This is a genomic window from Methylobacterium sp. Ger2507 (genome assembly GCF_055231875.1).
Map to the genome: position 1 here is coordinate 35,993 of NZ_JBUYVC010000002.1, position 21,114 is coordinate 57,106.

Below are 21,114 nucleotides of genomic sequence, written 5' to 3' on the forward strand. Positions count from 1 at the left end.
CCTTGGCTTCAGCCGTTCCAGGTACGTGCGCAGGGCTGCAACTTGTGAAGAATGGGAGAGGAGGACGTCGCTGACGATCGCTCTTACATGGACAGATCATGGGCTTGCGCCGCCTGATCGGGATCCAGCACGTCGATCATCAGAAGCTCGCCGAGGGTTCGAAGGTGCGAGGCCAGCCTCTGGCTTCTGCGAGGAAGATCGGTGAGGAGGAGGATGGCGTTCACGAGACGGTATCTGCTGAGCGGCAAGAGCCGTTGGATCTTGGAAGCAGGCTCGTAATCAAGCACTTAAACAAACACCCTGGTTTCTGGGTGAACGGACAAATTTACGTGCGTCCGAACGTGCTTCTCGCTAATTTGAATGCGATCTCGGGCGGCATTGAGGCCATGCTATAGCTGCGCAAGGGCTTCGGCTTTGTCGCGCGTAGGCCGTGCGCGAGCAGAACCAATTGCTCGGCGTCTGTTTCGAACTTCAGGCGATTAACAAACCCTGGAAACGAGGTAGATCTAGCCTCCGCTGCAGTTTAGGGCATAGCTTGCGACAGGCCCCAAAAAGGCCGGCTCAAAGCCCGGCCTTCTCTTCACTCGTGGCTATCTTGCCTAGCGCGCAGGCGCGACCGTACCAGCCGGCGCATTCCCCATCGGGACAGCGGTTCCGGCTGAACCAGTCGCATCATCACGCTTGAAGCCGGCAGCGTTGGGGGAACCCTGCATCTTGCCACTCTGACCAGGTGCGCTCTCCATGCCCTTTTCGCTGTTGCTCTTCACGCTGCCTGGGTTGTTCATGTTGCCCTCCGCGCTTCCGCCACCGGCGGGCGTCTGGGCAAAGGCAGATCCCGTCAAGGCAAGGGCAAGCGAGATGGCGAGAGCGAGTGTCGTTGTGCGCATAGGAGTATCTCCTTAAAAACCTGTCAGCTTCCAACGCGCCTCAAAGACAGATTGATCCGCATATATATTCCAAGATTGCCTTGAAAGCTAGTTGTACAAATTGATCCGAAAGTCAGAACTAGAACTTCCTGCCAAAGCCAAAGCGCTGTTCGAACGGGAAAACCAGGGGCGCGTATGGAACGTACCTGCGGACGCTCCATCACGACAGGGCTTCCAATATGCCGACCTGATGGAGCGGCAAAACTACCTCGCTCGTGTCCGAGACCAGATGCGCCAGAATGGACAGGAGGTCAGTGAAGGGGACTTAGCAGCTGACGTGTCTTGATCAGGTCAGCATAGGAGGTTCCAATCACTGGAGCTTGGCTGCCCTAGAGAGGATCTACTATGCTTCAGGGCTATGACTCGCCGATCCTGCAAGAACCCGATGAACTGCCGTGCCGCAAATCGCGGAGGCCCCTGTCGCTCATGTGATGCCGAAGAGATTGCTCGACGCGCGGTCGAGCTGCGTAATCGCATGAGGGCGAACCGGGTGGAGGGGCGACCCCTCTATGCGCCGCGTGACCCAGAGAACGAGGGAAAGCGTGCTGACTGAAAGCGCTTATGAGGGCTCAATGGATCTCGCCCGCCAGTTCCTTGGGAGGTAGAGCGCGACGGCTAGGCTTTACATGCCCTCGGACGCCTTCGTTGCATTCCGCGCGGCGCCCGCTTCGATCGCCAGGAACTGCTTTCCGCGCCTTGGTACCCCGGGTCGCCGCGTACCTCGTCCCGGCATAATCAATCCATCCGTCCGGCTCGTAGAAAAATATCGGCTCGGGCGTGTTCATTGGACCACCCCCATACCGGCCGGCGCTTCCGCAAGGAGGGTCCGAACGCCATCGCCGATCCCAGGTCCTATGTTCTCGGCCATGCGGAGGGCGAAGTCGCGCACAACGGCGATGGAGCTGCCGCCTGACCGTACCATCGTCTCCACGACAGCGCCACAAACGACTCGTTGCGTCACCGTTGTCGTCGTCACGCCGACAAGCTCTTGTGCGAGCTTCATCATCCACCACAACGGTGCGCGCAAATCATACAGCCGAGCGCCAGCCCTAGCGTTTTAAGAAATCTAGACTGGTGCGACAATCCTAGCGCCGCGTAGCGCGGCTACAGATAAATTCTACGAGAAAGCCCTACGACAATCTGAGCAACCCCTCTCGAGGGAGATTAATTTATAATTTACACTAGATATTTGGTTTTGCTTCAATCAGATCAGTTAGATGAAGCCACATGTACTAATCTCATGGTTTCTTCTGCTATGCCCTCCCCCCTCAATCCACTCCGAAAGATCCGCATCGCGACGGAGCGTGATCTTCGGTTATATACCATCCGTACGACCGCCTTCTGCATCAGCATCGCACTCGCACTCGATGTCGTTCAACAAATCGTCTTCTTCCAGGATTGGCCCACAGCCATCCGTTCATGGGTGATCACCGTCCTCGTCGTGATCCTCGTTGCTGCACCGGTCACGCGTGCCATCGGCAAAGCGCATCTTGCGCTCTTTCGGGCGAGCCAAACCGACCCGCTGACTGGATTACTGAACCGTCGCGCTTTGCTCGACGGCGTAGAGGACCATTCGACGCTGATGGCACTCATGATCGTCGATATCGATCATTTCAAATCGGTCAACGACCGGCACGGACATCTAGTGGGCGATCACTTGATTTGTGCCGTCGCCAACATCATGCAACGTGAGCTGGGCGCGATCGGTCGGATCGGTCGTCTTGGGGGGGGAAGAGTTTGCTTTACTCTCTAACGGCTGCGATGAAGAGGGCCTGATTCGGCAGCTCGATGCCTTCCGGGGAACGGTAGCGCGGACGCCGGTCCATGTTGGTTCCACGGTCGTATCCATTACGATCTCGGCCGGGGTTGCAACTCGCACCCTGAACCAGTCATTCCAAACACTGTATGTCGAAGCCGATCAGGCACTCTACCGCGCCAAGAACGCCGGCCGTAACCGCATCGTCGTCGCTTCCGTCTAGACTGCCTCATTCCAGGACTGATTGAGCCTACCATTAGTATCGGCCGGTTCACCTATGGTTGAAGTGAATGAGACGGCGCCGGGAGCTATTAGAACCTGATTTATACACTTAGCTTGGGATGGTGCCAGATCCCACGATACGGATCGAAGGCATAAGGTCTCGGAAAAACCCCTCGTTGTAAGACGTTAACAAAACAGCCATTCGTGCAGATTAGGGTTTGCTTAACGCAACTTCCAAACACAAAATTATAATTGGAAACTGCTCTGACCATCAGTGGGTTGCCAGCTTGTCGGGCTTTGCGAACAAAAGGCCTGCTCGCGTCCGACTTAATGGTAGAAGTGAAACCTGCGATGATTCATCAGCTCGTCTACTACAGTCGCAATACGGTGATTGGTGACAGCCGAGCCATGCTGACCAACATGCGCGAGATCCTCTCCGCATCTCAGCGCAACAACAGTCGTGATAGTATCACGGGCTTTCTGATCTTCGACAAGACTTGGTTCGTACAGATCCTGGAGGGCGAGCGCGCCCAGGTGACGGGAACCTACAATCGCATTGCCAAGGACACGCGCCACTCGACAGCGACGATCATGAACGTGCGCGATGTGCAGGCGCGGCTGTTTCCGAACTGGACCATGGGTGGTGCCATGCGCACGCCAGAGGTGCAGGAGGTGTATCTCCAACACGGGTTCGGCAGTCCGTTGGAGCCTTCCCGTCTCAAGTCCGACCAGATCATCCGGCTGGCTCTCGACCTGCAGGCTTTCGAGATTGACCGGCGCCAGGGTCAGCGCCTGGCTAGCTGAATTGCAGCAAACGTTAGCTGACCCCGTGCTTGCCTACACCGCTTATGGACTTTGATCCTGTTGCCGCCAGCTTCGCGCTCGGCGGCTTTGTCGTCGTGGCGGCTGCGCCAAGCCCAAGCTGGGGAAGCATCGGAGCTGGCGCAGCCTGCGCGGTCGTGGCTCTCCTGGTCAGACTGCATCCAACCCGCCGAGCCCAAAAGGCAACGGTGCAAAACAGGCCAAATGCGTTGCCGCAGCAGGTACTTCTACCTGGTCCTATCCCTTCCGATGGGCTTCCTGGCCTTACCTTGGACCAGACCCATGCCGCTCTCCTGATGCCTGTTCAGGACGTCGGCCGAAGCTCCTGAAGCCTCATGGGGCTTCAGCCACGTGACGTGTTGCCCCATCGTAGGTCAGGCGACGATCCGGATCGAGGTGCTTGAGGAGTTTTGACGCTGTGTCGAGGAGGCTTCTATCTCCTTCGCAAGGATATTATCCATCACCGCGTGTGCCTCCTGGCTGATGACGGTCGCCAGTAACTCAGTACGCTGGGCCCAGAGATCCCGCTCCTGTCGCAAGACGTCGAACTGCTCTGCTTGAACGGCGAGGGAGATACGAACCTCGTCGAGTTCGTTGCGCAACTCGGTTGTGAGCTGGCGCTCCTGTACCAGGGCTGCGCGCAGGATGGCTATTGCCGTATCGGCCTTCGCAGTCTGGGTAGACGTATCCTTCGTTGTAGGCCGGGCTGTAGGCAGTTCGGCGGCCGGTATCGGAGCCGCGTCACGCGGGGTTTGTAGGACTCGGCCTGGTTGTGGCAGCTCCGCCCGAACCTGTTCCACATCAAGCGCAGGGGCTGGCTTGTCAGCTGTTTTGTGCGGCTCCTGGGGGGGGCTCACCACGGGCGGTAGGCCTTCCTCGTCCAGCACGAGCCCGTGCAGCATCGCGAACACGGCGTCGCCATCGAGCCGCGACAGGTCGAACCCGCTCGTGGTGGCGATGCCCTCCCAACGCGTACGACCCGCATCGGACTGCCCAACGAACGCCATCGACCAGTTTGCAAAGCTGCGGCTCTCGGCCGGGCCACACTGCAGGACGGTTACGTCACCGTGGCGGGGATCGCACTGGATCCGCTCGAACGTGCTCTCCACTCCCTGCTGGGGCCCTTCCAGCACCTGCGCGAACGCACCTGCATTGAACATCAACGCGCCCGTCACATCGACCCGGGCGTTGTTGCGCTGAGAGGCATCGAGGATCTGCGATACGGCCTGCGCGATCTCGGCGTCCGATCCGTGCAGGAGGTTCTTGCTGGCATAAACGAGGCGGTAGAGGTCACTCACGACGAGGCTCCGGGAACGGGAGATTGAATCAGTAGGCGGTGCGATCGGCTGAGAGGAACTTCAGCACCTCAGAGGCGGAGACGGGCTTGCTGATGAGGTAGCCCTGCACGTCGGTGCAGCCCTCCGCGCGAATGCGCTCCATCTGGTCGGCCGTCTCGACGCCCTCCGCCACGGTCGTCATGCCGAGGCTCTTGCCCAACCCGGCGATGGCCCGAATGATCGCCTCGCCGTCGCGCTTGCCCGAGAGGTCGTTGACGAAGGATCGGTCGATCTTGATCTTGTCGAAGGGAAAGCTGCGCAGGTAGCTCAGCGACGAGTAGCCAGTGCCAAAGTCGTCCATTGAGACGCGCACGCCGAGTTCCCTCAGGCGGTGCAGGGTCTGCAGCGTTTTCTCGTTCTCCTGGAGAAGGACACCCTCGGTGATCTCCACCTCGAGCCGGGTGGCGGGAAGCCCCGAGGATGAGAGCGCGGACATCACCATCTCGACGAGGCGCTCGCTCTTGAACTGGGCCGGCGAGACGTTGACCGCGACCGAGAGCGGAGCGGGCCAGTTGACCGCATCACGGCAGGCCTGACGCATGACCCACTCGCCGATCGGCACGATGAGGCCGATCTCCTCGGCAAGGGGAATGAAGTCGAGAGGCGAGACCATGCCACGCTCGGGATGGTGCCAGCGGATCAGCGCCTCGCAGCCTACCAGGCGATTGCCCTCCAACTGGAGCTGGGGCTGGTAGTGCAGCTGGAACTCACGTCGGGCGAGCGCCTGGCGCATGTCGAGTTCGAGGCGGCGGCGCGCCTGCATGCGCGCATCCATCTCGGGCTCGAAGAAGCGGTAGGTGGCCCGACCATCGAGCTTGGCGCGGTAGAGGGCCAGATCGGCGTTCTTCAACAGCGCGTCAGCCTCGGTGCCGTCGTTCGGCGCCAACGCGACGCCTACACTGGCGCCGATGGTGAGCAGGTGCCCATCGACCATGTAGGTCCGTCCGATCAGGTCCACGAGCCGGCGAGCCAGGGCCTGAGTGTCGGCAGCCTCGCGGATCCCGGTCTGAAGGATAACGAACTCGTCCCCGCCGATCCGCGCGACCGTGTCGGTCGGGCGCACGGTCGAGCGCAGGCGATCGGCGACCTTCTTCAGCAGGGCATCTCCCATCGGGTGACCCAGCGTGTCGTTGACGGGCTTGAACCGATCGAGATCGATCAGCAGGATGGCACACGCTTCTCCGGTGCGCTGCAGCCGACCGACCGCGTCCTTCAGGCGCTCGCGCAAAAGAAGGCGGTTCGGTAGCCCGGTGAGCGGATCATGCCGGGCCATCTCGTCGGCCTGGACCTCGGCGGCGCGGCGTGCGGTGACGTCCTCCAGCGCTACAGCCCAGCGATTGCCTTCGATCGGGTGGAGATGCACCTCCAGGAGTTGCTCCTGAAGCGAAACCTCGAAGGTGTAGGAGGTCTGCTGGGAGAAAGAGCGCGGCATTTGCCCCCGCACCTTACCCCATGTGTCTCCGGCCCGGCGCCGCACCATGCGCAGGATCTGCCGAAGGGAGACTCCTTCCAAGATCGAGGTCTCTGAACCACCCAGGATGTGCAGGGTCTGGCCGGAGGCAAGCAGGACGCGCCCGTGCTCATCGATCAGCAGCAGGCCGTACCTCATGGCGTTCAGGTAGGGCAGCAGCACCGCGAACGAGGATGGTGCACGCGCGCCTTCAAAATCGATCGCTGTGTTGAAACGTAGGGCAATGTCAGGGACGGCGCTGAAGGAGGCAGCCATATCGCAGCAATCCGCTTTCTTGGCCGAAAGCATTCCGTCCAAGCTGACAACGGCTTTGCCTGACAACACCTAAAATTATCCTAAGGATGAAGGTCCGAAAACCTTGGAGAAACTATCAAATCGCAAAACTTGAGAACGCCGGCCGCCCAGATGCTTCGGACTGATGCAGATCACCGCATTCCTTCCTGTGGGATTTGAACGACAGCCTAGGTTTGAGAAGGCGTGTTGGGCTGTGCACGAGACGCGAGTTGCGAAGCTCAGAGTGCAGATACCATGAAGATGGCACGCAATCTCTGCAATTTCGCCGACGTTCTACGGAGCAGCAACACACAATGCCCCCTTAGATCCAGGCTGCTATGCCGACGGACGGACCAATGCCCGGTCTCCGCGCGTCTTGGGTTCGACTCGACTTCAAGGGTGTATGGGCAAGTGCTGGTCGTCGGTTTGCACACGCCACAGTTATGCCCCGGTCCTCCAGCGGAGGTCATTCAAAACGATCCAGAGGGACAGGACGACGCAAATTTGCTCACGAAATTGTGATACGTGGATAGGGATTGCGTTTCTGATTATTGGTCAAGTCGTTAGCAGCATCGCGGGATACTCGCGCTCGGATATCTGCGCGGTGGCCTTACATGTTTGATGATAGCTCAGACGTCATTGCGCGAGCGCCGCGCGCCGACACCAACTGGATTGCCATCATCCGCACGTTGGATGGCGTCGAGATACCCTGTAATGTGAAAGATGTTTCGAAGACTGGCGCAAGGATCGGCGTACCTGCTTCTTGCCCTCTCCCAAATGTCTTCATGCTGAAGATAGTCGGGAAGGACATCGTCTGCCGCGTCTCCCTCGCGTGGCGCAAAGGCAACTTCGTTGGCGTCCATATCGAGCAATTCGGCAAAGTTGCCCCGAAGGCTGAACAAGCCGTTGAGACGAGGCCGCAAGCCGCAGACGCCTCCTACAAAGCGATCGGTGTTCGTCGGAGTCGGGTGTCTAGCTTCTGAATGAGGCTTGAAACGCAACGCCGGCTGTCCGATCTGGATCAGTCGAAGATTGAAGCCCGAGGCGATGCGCGCGTGTGCCCCGCCCTGCGCGATCAGTTTTCGGAAAACATCCGCGACCGCAGTTTGCTCGAACGGTGGGACCAGTTCGGCGGCTATCTGGATCGGCGCGCGACCTTGCTCGATCCGCTTCCTGGCTTGCACGACGAGCTCGCAGCCAGCGGTTAGGCCAGTTACACGGCATTGGAAGCCGGGAGTTCCCTGATGCCTCGGGGCTCATGCTGGCGTAGCGCCGTCCGTATCGCACCGGCCACAGGGTCTTGCGGGTCATCGTGAAACCCGCCCCGCCATCCTTGAAGAAGGCCGAGCCGGCCACGGGCCTGTAATGGGCGCTGATCTCTACCAGCAAGAGGCATGCGCCCCACGGCTGCAGCCTGTCGCATCGGCGATGGGCGCCGGAGCACCCACAGCATGGGCCGTCGATCCCATCGCGGCCACGCTGAAGCAGACAAGGAGCGGACCGGTCTCGCGGTCGCCGAAGACGCCGACCGCGCTCACCGTCATCCGGACACCGTGCTGTCGAAGGGGCTCAGCACGATGGGCGCCACCTGGAACATGTCGTTCACCTCGGCCGCGGTTGGCATCGTGCGCTAGGATAGGGTGTCGCCGATGGTGCGGGACAGGATGTCGATTTTGCGCACCGCGCGCATGATGCTCGTGAGCTCCAGTAAAGCGATGTAGATCACCAGAAGTACCGGCACGATCAGAGCGGATTTGAGGATCGCCACGCCATCCTCTCCGCGTACGAAGGATGGTGACCGCGTTATCCGAGCGAGCAAGGATCAACCCAAGGTCCTAGGGTCTGGACTCGATCAGCACCAGAAGGCGATGACGGCAGCGAGTGCGACGGCCGAGGCGTAGTTTCGGGCCAGCTTGTCGTAGCGGGTGGCGATGCGACGGAAGTCTTTCAGGCGATTGAAGGTTGCTTCAATCCGCCAGCGCTCGCAGTAGCGGCGCTTGTCGTGGCGGATCTTCCGCTTGCGGCCGCGCTTGCCGGGGATGATCGGCGTGATGCCTTTTTCCCGCAGGTCGGCCCGGAGCCAGTCGGCGTCGTAGCCCTTGTCGGCGGCCAAGCGACGGACCCGACCGGGAGCCTCGGCGAGTACGGCTGGGGCGGTGGCGACGTCGCTGGCGTTGCCAGGCGTCAGCAGAAGGACGCCTGGGCGGCCGAGGACATCGGTGAGGGCGTGGATCTTGGTCGTCTGGCCGCCACGCGACGGGCCGATGCCTTGCGTACGAGCCCCCCTTTATGGATGGCCCGCCCCTCACCGGGCTTCACTGCTAGGTTTGCAGTGTGGCTCACACCAGTGATGGAGCGGACCGATGGCCATTGCGATACTCGGGATCGATCTGGGCAAGAACAGCTGCAGCCTTGTCGGGCAGGATGCGACCGGTCGGGTCGTCTTGCGACGCCGGATGCGGCGCGAGACGGTGATGACCTTTGGCGCAACGCTTCCAGCTTGCATCATCGCCATGGAGGCGTGCTGTGGCGCCCATCACATGGGCCGGGCGCTCGCCGCTCAAGGTCACACCATCCGGTTGATGTCGCCGGAATATGTGCGGCCCTACGTCAAAGCCCAGAAGAATGACGACCGCGACGCTGAGGCGATCGCGGAGGCTGCGACGCGTCCGACCATGCGGTTCGTCGCGCTGAAGTCGGAGGCACAGCTCGACATGCAGACCCTGCACCGGGTGCGCGACCAGCTCGTGGGCGAACGCACGGCCCTGATGAACCAAATCCGAGCCGTTCTTCTGGAGCGCGGTCACATCGTCCCGCAGGGACGCGCCAAGCTCGCCGCCAGATTGGAAAATCTGCTCGATACCGAGGCGGTCTCTGACCTCACGCCACGGATGCGCATCCTCGTGGCGGACGTGCGTGAACGCTGGCAGTCCCTTGACGGACGCATCGCAGCCCTCGACGCAGAGTTCGCCGAACAGGCCCGGACCGACGAAAGCGCCCGCCGGCTCACCACCATCCCGGGCATCGGTGCACTCAACGCGACGGCGCTGGTCGCGGCGATCGGTGATGTGGCGACCTTCGCCCGCGGACGTGATCTGGCGGCCTGGCTCGGCCTCGTGCCGCGTCAGGTCACAACGGGCGGACGACCACGCCTCCTCGGGATCACCAAACGCGGCAGCAAGTACCTGCGCAAGATGCTGATCCAGGGCGCACGGGCCGCGATGCCGACTTTGCGCAAGAGCGATACGCTGATCGGCCAGTGGCTACGGGGCCTGCTGGCGCGGGCGCACGCCAACACCGCCGTCGTCGCGCTGGCAGCCAAGATGGCCCGGACCGTCTGGGCGCTGCTGCGCCACGAACGCGTCTATGAGCCGGCGGCGGTGGCTGCCTGAACCGAGCTTGGTCGGCGAAGCCTTCGTCGGCCTCACCATGTCTGCGAGCGGCGAGAGGAAGATGGCCTGACAGTCGATCGGTGTTCTGGAAGCCTCCGGCGGAAAATGGCGCTCGACGCCGACCCCTTTATGAGGACCAGGACGCGCGGATCTCCATCTTGGCCAACGGCATCGCCGGAAGGCCGGATACGTTTATGCAGACTGCTCAGACCAGCGGATCATAAGCCACTTGCGGACGGGGCGGGCCATACGTTACCGCCATGCGCCGAGCGGTGCGCCTTGACGTAGGTGCTGTCGATGGCGGCCGCCTCGCCCGCCCATCCGCTCTTGGCCAGCGCCCTCAACATCGCCCGCCAAAAGCCGCGGCGGGACCAGCGATTGAAGCGGTTGTAGACGGTCGTGCGCGGACCATACGCGGCCGGGCAGTCGCGCCAGCGGCAGCCTGAGGTCAGCACGTGCAGGATGCCAGAGATGACTTGCCGATCATCGTTCCGCTCTGGCCCGGGCTGGTTCGTGGGCATGAACGGTTCCATCACCGCCCACTGCTCATCCGAGAGCCAGAACAGGTCCACCATCGCCGCCTCCGTGCTGCAAACGGCGGCTCTGAATCACAAAACCAGAACTCTCGCAACGTCTTGGTTCGGTTCACACCCTAAGGAACAGACAAATTCATTCACTAAAAGGCGGTAGGATTCCGCACCACACAGCTCAACACGCCGTTCAGAATCCGTGTGTGATTTAGAATATGTAAACGGCGGCTTGGCAAATATCCTTCTATCTTTGAATACAGGATGTTTTTCGGAGAAACGATCGAACCATGCCACGAACATCCTGCATCGTACGTTCCGAAAGCGGCAACATAGTTGTTATGTTTGCTCTTGCACTACCAGTTCTATTCGGTGCCGGAGGCGCCGCGATCGACTACGGCAATGCTGTCCGTATCCGCGCCGTTGAAGCGTCCGTTGCAGATGCGACAGCATTACTAGTCGCAAATGCCGATACAGTCACGGCCGCTACCGAAGCATTTAATCTTGCTAACTCTCAGCTGGTCACAAGCTTAGGGGATCAGACTGCAACAGGCGGATTCAAGATTACAGGCAAATGGATTGACGGCTCAAACTACCGCGTTACCGTTTCTATGACAATGAAGACGTCACTCATACACCTCTTACCTGGAATGCCCAAAGAGCTTGTCGTCAGCACGGCAACGACAGTCAACCGAGTGGCCCCCGTCTATGAAACTTCTGCGCCAACGTTGACACAGCTCTCGCCCGAAGCTGACGACTACAATCGCGTGTACATCTACTGCTATTCGTCTGATCCCAAGAGGCAAAAGGATGTCGATGCTGGTCGCCGGGGATTGACACCGATTGCCGACAACGCATCGCCACCATCCAACTACGACATGAGCAAGATTCCGGTATGTGGCCAGAACGAAGCGGTTAGCTATATGCTCCGCAACGTTCGCGATGCCCGCACAACACCCTTGAAGTGGAATAAAACTGGCTCAGATACCTATAATTACTACACGGATATCGTCATAGATACCGGAACGCGCGTGCAAACAATGAACATGAAAGGCAGCAACATGGGAACCAATGCGACAGTTGATGTCGTTAAGTACCCAATGCTAGAAACCATTGTTTGCGATAGCCTTAAAGACTGCAGCCCCAAGTCATCTGGCGGTACGATCCCTGATCGTAGAACAGGCAGAACGCCGGCTGTGGCGAAAGGAAGCTGCGAGGAGGGGAAGTACATGTATTACGGATGGGAGGATCGCCCAGGCGGAGACCAGGATTATGATGACATTCGCGTTATCGTGACCTGTCCCAAGCAAGTCAGAGTAGTTGACAAAAAAATCCGAATAACCGAGTAGGCCTAAAAATTAATCCATAATAGCTTTTTATAATGACGTTGAATATTCTGGATGATCCCCGTGTGCGTTAGGTGCCTATGTGAGCTTCGACATGCAAGAGCATTCAAAAGCAGGCCATGCTTTCGTAGCTTTGCTGAAAATGTAGATGGTGCGTCTGCAGTCGAGTTTGCTTTAGTCTCAGCTCCTTTCATAATACTTGTAGGAGCAATCTTTCAGATCTGCCTTATCAGCTGGGCTAGTCAGAACCTGGATGATTCTCTGCAAAAAGCGGCTCGCATCATTTATACAGGTAATTTCCAAACTGCGAACAAAAGTGAAAAGTCTTCAGACGCATTAATTCAAAGCTTAAAAGATAGCATCTGTGGAACCACCGTACCAAATAGCGGCAGAGTGTTTGGCTGTTCAGATTTAAAAATCGACGTATCCACGAGCACCTCATTCGCTTCTAGTCAGTCTGCCGTGGCATTCGACAATCAAACAGGCACTTGGTCCAAAGATTTTGGAACAAAATACACATGCTCAAAACCTGGAGAAATTGTAGTCATCACAGCAGCACTGAAATATCCTGTGGCGTTCAGATTTTTAAATCTAGGCTTCTCAAGTTTTGGTGATGGATCTCGGCTGATTATGTCGACAGTAGTTCTACGAACAGAGCCTTACGACACGTCATCCGGATCGCCATGCACATAGAAACATTCTAAAATGCCTCCGTATCGCTATACCATGGCTTTGTTATTTCGGTTTTGTGCCGATAAGAGAGCTGTGTCTGCAATAGAGTTCGCTCTTGTTCTGCCGCTCATTCTTGCAATACTCTTGGGCTCATTGGAATTTAGTAGAGCGTTGGATAACAAACGCAAAGTAGCATTGTTGGCACGAACGCTTGCAGACCTAACCTCACAAGCGGCTACGAATTCACCGGTCACGACTGCGGCAATGAACGATATTATAGCAAGCTCGCAACTGGTTTTACGACCATTTGTGAGCGGCTCTGCAAAAATAACAGTCAGTGCGCTGGGTCTAGATCTTAAAAACATTGGTAGTAATCCTCGCGTTTGCTCCAGCTTTGCATCTAGTAATGCAACGGTCCGAAGTGTTGGACTTGCTGGCGATTTATCTGTTCCCCCGGGCTTCCGCGTCCTAGGTATGCGATACATCCTGGCTGAAGTACAAATGCCCTACGCTCCGGTGTTTGGGAGTGGAATTATGAAGTTTGCAGGCAGCATAAACACCAACTTCACGTTCAAATCGGCCGTTGTATGGCCGGTCCGATTGGGTAAAACTTATAAAACAAACACTTATAATGAAATTATCCTTCCTAACGGTGTAGAATGTCCACAGTAATATAAAATTCTTGGCATGGATAAAACATGCTCCTGATAATCTCAGGATAATGAACTGAGGGTAGATTTCAACTCACTCTAATCTATATCAAATAAAATGTTTGACTAAATTTAGGTGACTATTTCAAAATGACAATAGATATTTATGATATAGTTAGAATGATGCGTTTTGACGAACATAAGCCATCGGCTTGCGTTGAACGCATGTCTGCAGGATGTCGGGTATCGGATCGGATATCCGACACCGCTGAGCTATGCGCTTGGCGCACGAGCTGCTTTTGCGAGGCAGGCTAGCGGAGAGGCACCTTGGAATGACTGGGTTGGGTGAATTTTGGCCGGTCCGCTTTTAGGTTGGGGAGTTCAGACAGCAGACGTAGCCCGCCAACGAACTGAAGCACTCGTAGGCCGAAGCTTGTCACCCGCTAACAACACCTGGCCGGAAACACCCAAGACGGCATTGACGCTGTAGCGTTCTGTGATGCCCCTTATGCCTGACGGTTCCTCTCACGAGGATCAAAAGGGAACGCGGTGAGGGTGAAGGCCCGAAGCCACGGCTGCCCCCGCAACTGTAAGCGGCGAGCCCATCATCAACACGTCACTGGGTCCCCGGACCTGGGAAGACGATGAGAGGGCCGCGACCCGCAAGCCAGGAGACCTGCCGTCAGCCGTGGTCACACGCGAAACGCATCGGGCGGGGTGTCCTGATGGGTGTCGGGACGGATGCTGTGCGGCATCTGGGCTGGCGTCTTCGCGGTGACGTGCCACAGACGTCGCCCAGGGTCCCATGTCCCCCCTTCGCTTACACACCGCCTCCCGAACGCTTCTTCTGGCTTCCTGTGCCATCCTTTCGTCCCCAGGGGCGCGTGCACAGCAAGCATCCTCTCAGGCTGCAGAAGCCAATCTCGCCGAACTTTCGGTGACGGCCGAGACGCCTGTGGCCGGCATCACCGGACCTGCGGCTAGTGCGGGCTACGTCGGTGGCGTGACCGGCATCGGCGGCGGTTTGCGCACGGTTGATGCGGCGAGTGCGGGGACCATTTCCGGTGCGGCGCTTAACAGCCGACCGATCACGCGCCCCGGCGAGGTGCTGGAGAGCGTGCCGGGGCTCATCGTCACCCAGCATTCCGGGGAGGGGAAGGCCAACCAGTTCTTCCTGCGCGGGTTCAACCTCGACCACGGCACCGACATCGCCATCTCCGTCGACGGCATGCCGGTGAACATGCGCACCCATGCCCACGGCCAGGGCTACGCCGACCTCAACTTCCTAATTCCGGAACTCGTTGGCGCAGTGGAGTTCCACAAGGGACCGTACTTCGTCCGGGATGGGGACTTCGCTTCCGCTGGGTCGGTACGGATCGACTACCTCGACAAGGTGGACCGGAACCTCGCGCTAACCTCCTTCGGTAGCTTCGGCTACAAGCGCGCGCTCACCATCGCGTCCGCGCCCCTCGGTCAAGGCAATCTACTAGTCGCAGGCGAGGCCCAGACCTATGACGGCCCCTGGGATGTGCCGGATCGCCTCGCCAAGCTCAACGCCGTCGTCCGCTATAGCCAGGGCACGGCCCTCGACGGCTTCGCGCTCACCGGCATGGCCTATTGGGCGAAGTGGAACGCCACGAACCAGATACCGGGGCGCGCCGTGGCGGAGGGTATCATCGGCCGCTACGGGACCCTAAACCCCAACGATGGCGGCGACACCGGCCGCTTCTCACTCTCCGGGCGCTGGAGCCAGACGAGCGAGGCCGGGATCACGCGGGCGAACGCCTACGTCATCCGGTACCAGATGAACCTGTTCAACGACTTCACCTACTTCCTCAACGATCCAGTGAACGGCGACCAGTTCCGCCAGCGCGACAGTCGGGTGCTCGGCGGCGGGGAGGTCAGCCACACCTTCCAGGGTGACCTGTTCGGGCTGCCGATGGAGAACGAGATAGGGGTGCAGACCCGCACCGACGATATCCGGGTTGGGCTCTTTAACACCATCGCGCGACAGTATCGCTCGACCGTGCTTGACGACCGGGTGCTGGAGGCGAGCGCGGCGTTCTACTACGAGAACCGGGTGCGCTGGACCGACTGGCTGCGCACCAGCATCGGCTTCCGTGCTGATGGGTTCTACGCCGACGTTCGCTCCGATACGCCCGCCAACTCGGGGACGGCGCGGGACGGCATCGTCAACCCGAAGCTCGGCCTCGTGCTCGGCCCCTGGTTCGATACCGAGCTGTTCGTGAACTACGGCGGCGGCTTCCACTCCAATGATGCGCGCGGCGTTACCGCCACGATTGATCCGGCCAGCCCGCTGTTCAACATCGCCCGCTCGCCCTTCCTCGTGCCCTCGACGGGCTCGGAGATCGGCATCCGCAACCGCAGCATCGCTGGGCTGGAAACGGCGGTAGCGCTGTTCCGACTGGATTTCGCCTCCGAGAACCTGTTTCAGGGCGACACCGGCACGACAGAGCCGAGCCGCCCTACTCGCCGGTTCGGCATCGAGTGGACCAACCGCTACGCGGTGACGCCCTGGCTCTCGTTGGAAGGCGACCTGACGGTAACGAACGCCCGGTTCGCAGACCGTGACCCCATCGGCAACCGAGTGCCGGAGGCACCGACCACGATCGCCTCGGCCGGGATCACCTTCGGCGAGGACCTGGGCTGGTTCGGCTCGATGCGGTTGCGCTACTTCGGGCCACGCCCCCTGATCGAGGACAACTCCGTGCGTTCGAAGCCGACCGCGCTCCTCAACGGCCGCATCGGCTACAATTTCGACAATGGGGTTAGCCTGTCCCTCGACATCCTGAACCTGACCAACGCCAAGGCCGACCAGATCACCTACTTCTACACCTCGCGCCTGCCGGGCGAGGGGGCGGACGGCGTCGCTGACCGCCACTTCCACCCGGTCGAGCCGACGGCCGTCCGCCTCACCCTGGCAGGACGCTTTTAGGTCACATGCCGGCCGATAGCGGTCGCGTTGCTCCTACACCGTTGACGAAGGATGAAACTGCGCCTTACGCCCGTACCATGCGCGCTTGGCGGCCAGATTGGGGCGTCTGCCGTGCGGTCATCGCCGTGGCCGTACTCTACGCCCTATGCCTGCAGGCACTGTTGGGCTCGATGGCGCCCGTCTCCCAGGTCAGCTTCCACCAGGTCATCTGTGCCGAGCACGCCGGAACCGACGCTCCGGCGGACGAGGGCCTGCCATGTCGACATACGTGCTGCACCCTGGTGCATGCCGTCGTGGCGCCCATTCCAGTTCTCGCCTTCGTCGCCCTGCGTTGGTCGCCCGGCGATGCGGCGCCCCTCACCTGGCGGGCGGGAGAACCGAGAGCCGCACGAGCGCCACCCGATCAGTCCGTCAGTCCACGAGGTCCGCCGACTGCCTGATCGATCCGTCTTGTCAGATCGCTCAGACCCGGACCCGAACCCATGTCCCAGACCCTCCAGGGTGACGCGGCGGCCTTGCGCGCCATGGCTGCGGCCAACCCGATGCAAGATACCGTCTACCGCGCCGTCTGGCGCTGGCATTTCTATGCCGGCCTGCTCTGCCTGCCCTTCCTCGTCCTGCTCTCCGTGACCGGCTCGCTCTACCTGTTCAAGGACGAGATCAACGCGACCCTGTTCGCGTACCGGACCACGGTCGCCGTTCAGGCGAGCCCGCCCTTAAGTGCGGACGTTCTGCTGTTCAACGCCTCCGAGGCCGTCCCCACCGCCGTGCCGGTCTCGCTGACCGACCCCGTCAATCCCTCCGCGGCCGTTGTCGTGACGATGGCCGAGGGACCCCGCAAGATCCTGGTCTACCTGAACCCGTATGACGGCTCGGTGCTCGACCAGGTGGCGCGTGATGACGAGTTCATGATGGTGGTGCGGCGGCTGCACAGCCTCATCTACTTTGGACCGGTGGCCAATGGCATCATCGAGGTTGTAGCCGGGTTCACCATCATCCTGGTTTTGACAGGCATCTATCTCTGGTGGCCGCGTCAACGCGGCGGCGGGGTTGTGAGCGTCCGCGGTACGCCGCGCACGCGCGTCTGGTGGCGCGACCTGCATGCCGTCACCGGCCTCGTCGCCAGCACCGGCATCTTCTTCCTCGCCCTGACCGGGTTGCCTTGGTCGGCTTGGTGGGGCCAGCACCTGCGCACCTGGTCCAATGCGGCCGGCGTGGGACAGCCTAGCGCCCTCTGGGCCGACAAGCCCGTCTCGAACGTGCCGATGCAGGAGATGCTGACCACCACCGGATGGACCATGGAGGACGCCCCGGTGCCCCTATCCCAGCCGGCCGCTACCCCCGCCATCGGGCTCGCGCGTGCTGTCGAGATCCTGCGTGGCCTCGGGATGCCGCGCGGATTCGAGGTCTCCCTGCCGTCGGATGATACCGGCGTCTACGCCGCGGCCGCCTACCCGAAGGACGTGACGCAGCAGCGGATGATCTCCCTCGACCAGTATACCGGCCAGCCGCTGGTCGATGTCCGGTTCGGGGATCTCGGCGGCGTCGCCCGTGCCATCCAATACGGCATCGGCATCCACAAGGGCGAGCACTGGGGCCGGGCCAACCAGCTTGCGATGCTGGCCTTCTGCCTGGCGACGATCCTGCTCGCGGTCACCGCCGCGACGATGTGGTGGAAGCGGCGCCCGGCCGGTCGCCTCGGCATCCCGCCTTGGCCGCGCGACCGGCGGATCGCAACCGGCGTGACGGTAATCGTTCTCGTTCTCGGGGCCCTGTTCCCCCTGACCGGGCTGGTCATTCTCGCCATGCTCGTGCTCGACCTCGGCGTACAGGCGCTGCGAAGGCAGGCAGCGACCTGATCTGACCGAACGGGCCGCGTTCCCGTGCACACTCGCCCTCCCCTGCTGCTCGGCCTGCGCGGATGCCTCGGCGTCGTCCTGGTCGCGCTCGCGCTTTGGGCGCAGGCGCTCGCGCCTGCGGCGGCCGTGCGCATGGTCACGGCGATGTCCGACCCGCTGCGCGACCCCGTCATCTGCGGCCACGCGGTCGATGGAACCGGCGAGGTTCGGGGGACGGCGGACATGCCCGCCCCGGCTTTGCCCGGATGCGACCTGTGTCAGCTCTGCTGCGTCGGGATCACGCTCCCGACGATCGGATCGGTTCCGGCTGTCATCCGGATCCTGCTCTGGCATCCGGTGTCCTGGCCGATCCCACCACCGACGCCATCGACCTCACCGACTTGTCACCCGGGGCAGCCCCGAGCACCGCCTCACCTCGCCTGATCGCCTTCGACTTCTCCGACCGCTGCGGCCTCGCGCGGTTCCTTCACCGATCAGACGAGCTCCCACCATGTTCCGCTTTCTAAGCGCCCATCGGCACGCGTGCACGCTGGCCCTACTCCTCGGCGCAAGCCCCCACGCAATCTCCATGGCGCAGGCCCAAGCTGCCGGTCAGGCAGTGACCCTGGAAGAACTCTCCGTGGAGGGCCAGGGCGGTGGCCTTGGACAGGGGCGTGGTCGGACCGCCCTGTCGCCCTCTGCCGTCGCCGCTCCGACACCCATCGACCGCCCCGTCGGCGAGGTGGTCACCAGCCTCGGGCGAGAAGGCACCATCGAGAACCGGCCGGCCACAAGCATCGGGTCGGTTCTGGCTAACAGTCCCGGTGTAACCGTGCGCCAGGGCAATGGCGGGCGCGACGTGGTGATCTCCATCCGGGGCAACAACGCCCGCTCCACCGGTGTGATCAAGAACACGGTCGTGCTTGAGGACGGCTTCATTCTAACTCAGCCGGACGGCGCCTCGCGCTTCGACCTTGTCGATCCCCGCGCCTACAGCCGCATCGACGTGTTCCGTGGCCCGCAATCTGCGCTGTTCGGCAACTACGCCACCGGCGGCGCGCTCGCCTTCCGCACCCGGATAGGCCGCGAGATCGACGGCTACGAGATCGGCACCGATGCGGGCAGCTTCGGCTACCTCAGCAATTATTTCACGGTCGGCGGCGTCAGCGGCCCCGTCGAGCTCAGCCTGTTCGCGAGCGATGTCCGTGCCAACGGCTACCAGGACCATAGCTCCTACGACACGCAGACGATCAACCTGCTGGCGACCTACACACCGACGCCGGACAACCGCTTCACCCTGAAGGTGATCAACAACACGCTGAGTGCGAACCTGCCGGCTCGGTCCTCCCTCAACCAGTACCGGATCAATCTCTACCAGCGCGGATGCGGAACGGCAGCGACGGCCGCGCCGGGCTGCACCCTGACGAACCTGTTCGCCAACGGCGCGTTTGGCCGGACGGTGGGCGTGACTGCCGATGAGGCGGGGTTCGGACGCGACGACCGGCGCACCATCGTCGCGCTGCGCTGGGAGCACGATCTCGACGCGCAGACGACCTGGCGCACGCAGCTTGGTTTCGACGAGCGCAACTTCAACCAGCCGTTCTATACGACCTCCTCGCGCGGCTCCTATCCATCCTGGAACTTCCTGACCGACCTGACCCGGCGCTACGACCTGTTCGGGCTGCCGGCGGTCGGCTACGTGGCGCTGGCCTACAACACCATCGACAACCACATCACCACCTTCAACCGCGCGCCCGGCGGAGGCCCGCTGCTCGGCGCGCTCATCGGGAACCAAGAGGCCGTCCAATCCAACCTCGGCGGGCGCGCCCGTACCGAGGTGGCGCTCTCCGACCAATGGACCGGCGTCCTCGGCATCAGCGCGGAGAACACCGCAATCACGGGGCGCAACGTCGCCTACGCCTATTCGGCCGCGGGCGTGACCACGACCGTCGCAGATGCCAACCGCAGCTTCCTGAGCGTCGCGCCGGAGCTGGCCCTGGTCTATCGGCCGACCTCGGAATGGGCGGTTCGGGGCCGGGTCGCGACCGGCTATACGACCCCGGCCGCCAGCAATCTCTTCATCACCAGCGCGGGCATCCCCGGCAACAACACCCAACTTCGCACGCAGGAAAACCTAGGCTTCGATCTCGGCGTCGACTGGACCCCTGTCGAGACCCTGCGCTTCAGCGTGACCGGCTTTTACGAGTTCTTCCGCAACGAGCTCGTGTCGCAGTCGCCTGGTGCCGGCCTGATGAGCTACACCTTCAACGCGCCGGCCTCCGAGCATCGCGGCATCGAGGTCGCGGCCGATTGGGCGTTTGCACCCGGGTGGCGCGCGGTCGCCGCCTACACCTTCGATGACCAGATCTACACGCGCTACGTCGAGCAGCTGAGCGCCGGGTCTCTCAGCCGTCGGTTCGACCGCTTCGGCAAAACGATCCCCGGTGTCCCGGCCAACCAGTTGCTGGCCCGCGTCGGCTACGACGTCCCGGCCGGACCGCTCGCTGGCCTGGGAGCCTTCGTCGAGACCGTGTTCCAGGATGACTTCTTCATCGACAACGCCAACCAGCTCAAGGCGCCGGGCTACGCCATCGTCAACGCCAACATTCATTACGCCACGGAGCTGACGGGCGGCTATGCCAAGCGCTTCACGGCCTATGCCGAGATGCGCAACATCTTCGATACGGTCTACGTCGCCTCGGCGCAGAACCTCGCGAATTCCATAAGCGCAACCACGGGTCTGCAGAACGGTGCGAGCGTCCTGGCGGGGACTACGGGGTCGGTGTTCGCCGGCGCGCCGCGCACCATCATCGCAGGAATGAAGCTGGCGTTCTAACCGCCCGGACGTTCTCTGATCCGCTATCAGGCCGAAAGTCCTGTCCGAACGGGCATGCCCGTGCGGACAGGATATTCTGCCTAACACTGG

The 21,114-nt window shown here is 61.1% G+C and carries 17 protein-coding genes, 2 pseudogenes and 1 riboswitch; of the genes and pseudogenes, 12 read left to right on the plus strand and 7 right to left on the minus strand.

Annotated features, from left to right (window positions below; translation table 11 throughout):
- Positions 1-98 precede the first annotated feature (98 nt).
- Entirely contained in the window at positions 99-395 is a 297-nt protein-coding gene (locus tag ACV7NL_RS23755; protein ID WP_463357237.1) for a hypothetical protein, read from the plus strand.
- Positions 396-599: 204 nt separating this feature from the next.
- On the opposite strand, the gene ACV7NL_RS23760 is transcribed toward ACV7NL_RS23755, so the two are convergent.
- Positions 600-887: a hypothetical protein gene (locus ACV7NL_RS23760; protein ID WP_463357238.1), complete on the minus strand. Its 288-nt coding sequence runs from the start codon at positions 885-887 to the stop codon at positions 600-602.
- Between the two features lie 1,294 nt (positions 888-2,181).
- Here ACV7NL_RS23760 and ACV7NL_RS23765 point away from each other — a divergent pair.
- The 3 genes from ACV7NL_RS23765 to ACV7NL_RS23775 all read left to right on the plus strand — a co-directional run bounded on the left by ACV7NL_RS23765 (position 2,182) and on the right by ACV7NL_RS23775 (position 3,708).
- Positions 2,182-2,679 carry a GGDEF domain-containing protein gene (locus ACV7NL_RS23765; RefSeq protein WP_463357239.1) on the plus strand — a complete coding sequence of 166 codons (498 nt, stop codon included), beginning with the start codon at positions 2,182-2,184 and terminating at the stop codon, positions 2,677-2,679.
- On the plus strand, positions 2,615-2,905 hold the full coding sequence (locus ACV7NL_RS23770) for a GGDEF domain-containing protein (RefSeq protein ID WP_463357240.1): 291 nt from the start codon (positions 2,615-2,617) through the stop codon (positions 2,903-2,905). The genes ACV7NL_RS23765 and ACV7NL_RS23770 overlap by 65 nt, the downstream gene beginning before the upstream one ends.
- Positions 2,906-3,255: 350 nt before the next feature.
- A complete protein-coding gene (locus ACV7NL_RS23775) occupies positions 3,256-3,708 on the plus strand; it encodes a BLUF domain-containing protein (RefSeq protein ID WP_463357241.1) in 453 nt (150 codons plus the stop codon).
- A 392-nt stretch (positions 3,709-4,100) separates the two neighbouring features.
- Here the strand turns inward: ACV7NL_RS23775 and ACV7NL_RS23780 are convergent, their stop codons facing one another.
- The 3 genes from ACV7NL_RS23780 to ACV7NL_RS23790 all read right to left on the minus strand — a co-directional run bounded on the left by ACV7NL_RS23780 (position 4,101) and on the right by ACV7NL_RS23790 (position 7,991).
- Entirely contained in the window at positions 4,101-5,024 is a 924-nt protein-coding gene (locus ACV7NL_RS23780) for a BLUF domain-containing protein (protein WP_463357242.1), read from the minus strand.
- Positions 5,025-5,052: 28 nt separating this feature from the next.
- The gene (locus ACV7NL_RS23785; RefSeq protein WP_463357243.1) at positions 5,053-6,789 is read right to left on the minus strand and encodes a putative bifunctional diguanylate cyclase/phosphodiesterase; all 1,737 of its coding nucleotides are present in this window, start codon (positions 6,787-6,789) and stop codon (positions 5,053-5,055) included.
- Between the two features lie 647 nt (positions 6,790-7,436).
- Entirely contained in the window at positions 7,437-7,991 is a 555-nt protein-coding gene (locus ACV7NL_RS23790) for a hypothetical protein (RefSeq protein WP_463357244.1), read from the minus strand.
- Positions 7,992-8,258: 267 nt separating this feature from the next.
- On the opposite strand from ACV7NL_RS23790, the gene ACV7NL_RS23795 reads away from it, so the two are divergent.
- Complete coding sequence (locus ACV7NL_RS23795) at positions 8,259-8,441, plus strand: hypothetical protein (protein WP_463357245.1); 183 nt, start codon at positions 8,259-8,261, stop codon at positions 8,439-8,441.
- Here ACV7NL_RS23795 and ACV7NL_RS23800 read toward each other — a convergent pair.
- Both ACV7NL_RS23800 and ACV7NL_RS23805 read right to left on the minus strand, forming a co-directional pair.
- Entirely contained in the window at positions 8,438-8,575 is a 138-nt protein-coding gene (locus ACV7NL_RS23800) for a hypothetical protein (protein ID WP_463357246.1), read from the minus strand. The genes ACV7NL_RS23795 and ACV7NL_RS23800 overlap by 4 nt on opposite strands.
- Positions 8,576-8,659: 84 nt before the next feature.
- A pseudogene (locus ACV7NL_RS23805) lies at positions 8,660-9,091 on the minus strand (IS5 family transposase); the annotation flags it as partial.
- A 79-nt stretch (positions 9,092-9,170) separates the two neighbouring features.
- Between ACV7NL_RS23805 and ACV7NL_RS23810 the strand changes: the two are divergent.
- Positions 9,171-10,199 carry an IS110 family RNA-guided transposase gene (locus ACV7NL_RS23810; protein WP_463357247.1) on the plus strand — a complete coding sequence of 343 codons (1,029 nt, stop codon included), beginning with the start codon at positions 9,171-9,173 and terminating at the stop codon, positions 10,197-10,199.
- A 254-nt stretch (positions 10,200-10,453) separates the two neighbouring features.
- On the opposite strand, the pseudogene ACV7NL_RS23815 reads toward ACV7NL_RS23810, so the two are convergent.
- A pseudogene (locus tag ACV7NL_RS23815) lies at positions 10,454-10,774 on the minus strand (IS5 family transposase); the annotation flags it as partial.
- 242 nt (positions 10,775-11,016) lie between these two features.
- On the opposite strand from ACV7NL_RS23815, the gene ACV7NL_RS23820 reads away from it, so the two are divergent.
- The 6 genes from ACV7NL_RS23820 (at position 11,017) to ACV7NL_RS23845 (ending at position 21,024) form a co-directional block, all read left to right on the plus strand.
- Entirely contained in the window at positions 11,017-12,075 is a 1,059-nt protein-coding gene (locus tag ACV7NL_RS23820) for a TadE/TadG family type IV pilus assembly protein (RefSeq protein WP_463357248.1), read from the plus strand.
- Positions 12,076-12,126: 51 nt separating this feature from the next.
- Positions 12,127-12,765 carry a TadE/TadG family type IV pilus assembly protein gene (locus tag ACV7NL_RS23825; protein WP_463357249.1) on the plus strand — a complete coding sequence of 213 codons (639 nt, stop codon included), beginning with the start codon at positions 12,127-12,129 and terminating at the stop codon, positions 12,763-12,765.
- A 12-nt stretch (positions 12,766-12,777) separates the two neighbouring features.
- A complete protein-coding gene (locus ACV7NL_RS23830; RefSeq protein ID WP_463357250.1) occupies positions 12,778-13,416 on the plus strand; it encodes a TadE/TadG family type IV pilus assembly protein in 639 nt (212 codons plus the stop codon).
- 477 nt (positions 13,417-13,893) lie between these two features.
- Positions 13,894-14,092: riboswitch (cobalamin riboswitch) on the plus strand.
- Positions 14,093-14,199: 107 nt separating this feature from the next.
- A complete protein-coding gene (locus ACV7NL_RS23835; RefSeq protein ID WP_463357251.1) occupies positions 14,200-16,350 on the plus strand; it encodes a TonB-dependent receptor in 2,151 nt (716 codons plus the stop codon).
- A 482-nt stretch (positions 16,351-16,832) separates the two neighbouring features.
- On the plus strand, positions 16,833-18,209 hold the full coding sequence (locus tag ACV7NL_RS23840; RefSeq protein WP_463357252.1) for a PepSY-associated TM helix domain-containing protein: 1,377 nt from the start codon (positions 16,833-16,835) through the stop codon (positions 18,207-18,209).
- 490 nt (positions 18,210-18,699) lie between these two features.
- Positions 18,700-21,024 (plus strand): TonB-dependent receptor family protein, encoded by a 2,325-nt coding sequence (locus ACV7NL_RS23845; protein WP_463357253.1) that lies wholly within the window; start codon positions 18,700-18,702, stop codon positions 21,022-21,024.
- Positions 21,025-21,114 lie beyond the last annotated feature (90 nt).

Coding starts and splice junctions, on each gene's coding strand:
- ACV7NL_RS23765 (WP_463357239.1), top strand. CDS start 2,182: ATGCCCTCCCCCCTCAATCCACTCCGAAAGATCCGCATCGCGACGGAG.
- ACV7NL_RS23830 (WP_463357250.1), top strand. CDS start 12,778: ATGCCTCCGTATCGCTATACCATGGCTTTGTTATTTCGGTTTTGTGCC.
- ACV7NL_RS23840 (WP_463357252.1), top strand. CDS start 16,833: ATGTCCCAGACCCTCCAGGGTGACGCGGCGGCCTTGCGCGCCATGGCT.
- ACV7NL_RS23775 (WP_463357241.1), top strand. CDS start 3,256: ATGATTCATCAGCTCGTCTACTACAGTCGCAATACGGTGATTGGTGAC.
- ACV7NL_RS23755 (WP_463357237.1), top strand. CDS start 99: ATGGGCTTGCGCCGCCTGATCGGGATCCAGCACGTCGATCATCAGAAG.
- ACV7NL_RS23845 (WP_463357253.1), top strand. CDS start 18,700: ATGTTCCGCTTTCTAAGCGCCCATCGGCACGCGTGCACGCTGGCCCTA.
- ACV7NL_RS23810 (WP_463357247.1), top strand. CDS start 9,171: ATGGCCATTGCGATACTCGGGATCGATCTGGGCAAGAACAGCTGCAGC.
- ACV7NL_RS23785 (WP_463357243.1), bottom strand. CDS start 6,789: ATGGCTGCCTCCTTCAGCGCCGTCCCTGACATTGCCCTACGTTTCAAC.
- ACV7NL_RS23835 (WP_463357251.1), top strand. CDS start 14,200: ATGTCCCCCCTTCGCTTACACACCGCCTCCCGAACGCTTCTTCTGGCT.
- ACV7NL_RS23820 (WP_463357248.1), top strand. CDS start 11,017: ATGCCACGAACATCCTGCATCGTACGTTCCGAAAGCGGCAACATAGTT.
- ACV7NL_RS23795 (WP_463357245.1), top strand. CDS start 8,259: ATGGGCCGTCGATCCCATCGCGGCCACGCTGAAGCAGACAAGGAGCGG.
- ACV7NL_RS23760 (WP_463357238.1), bottom strand. CDS start 887: ATGCGCACAACGACACTCGCTCTCGCCATCTCGCTTGCCCTTGCCTTG.
- ACV7NL_RS23825 (WP_463357249.1), top strand. CDS start 12,127: ATGATCCCCGTGTGCGTTAGGTGCCTATGTGAGCTTCGACATGCAAGA.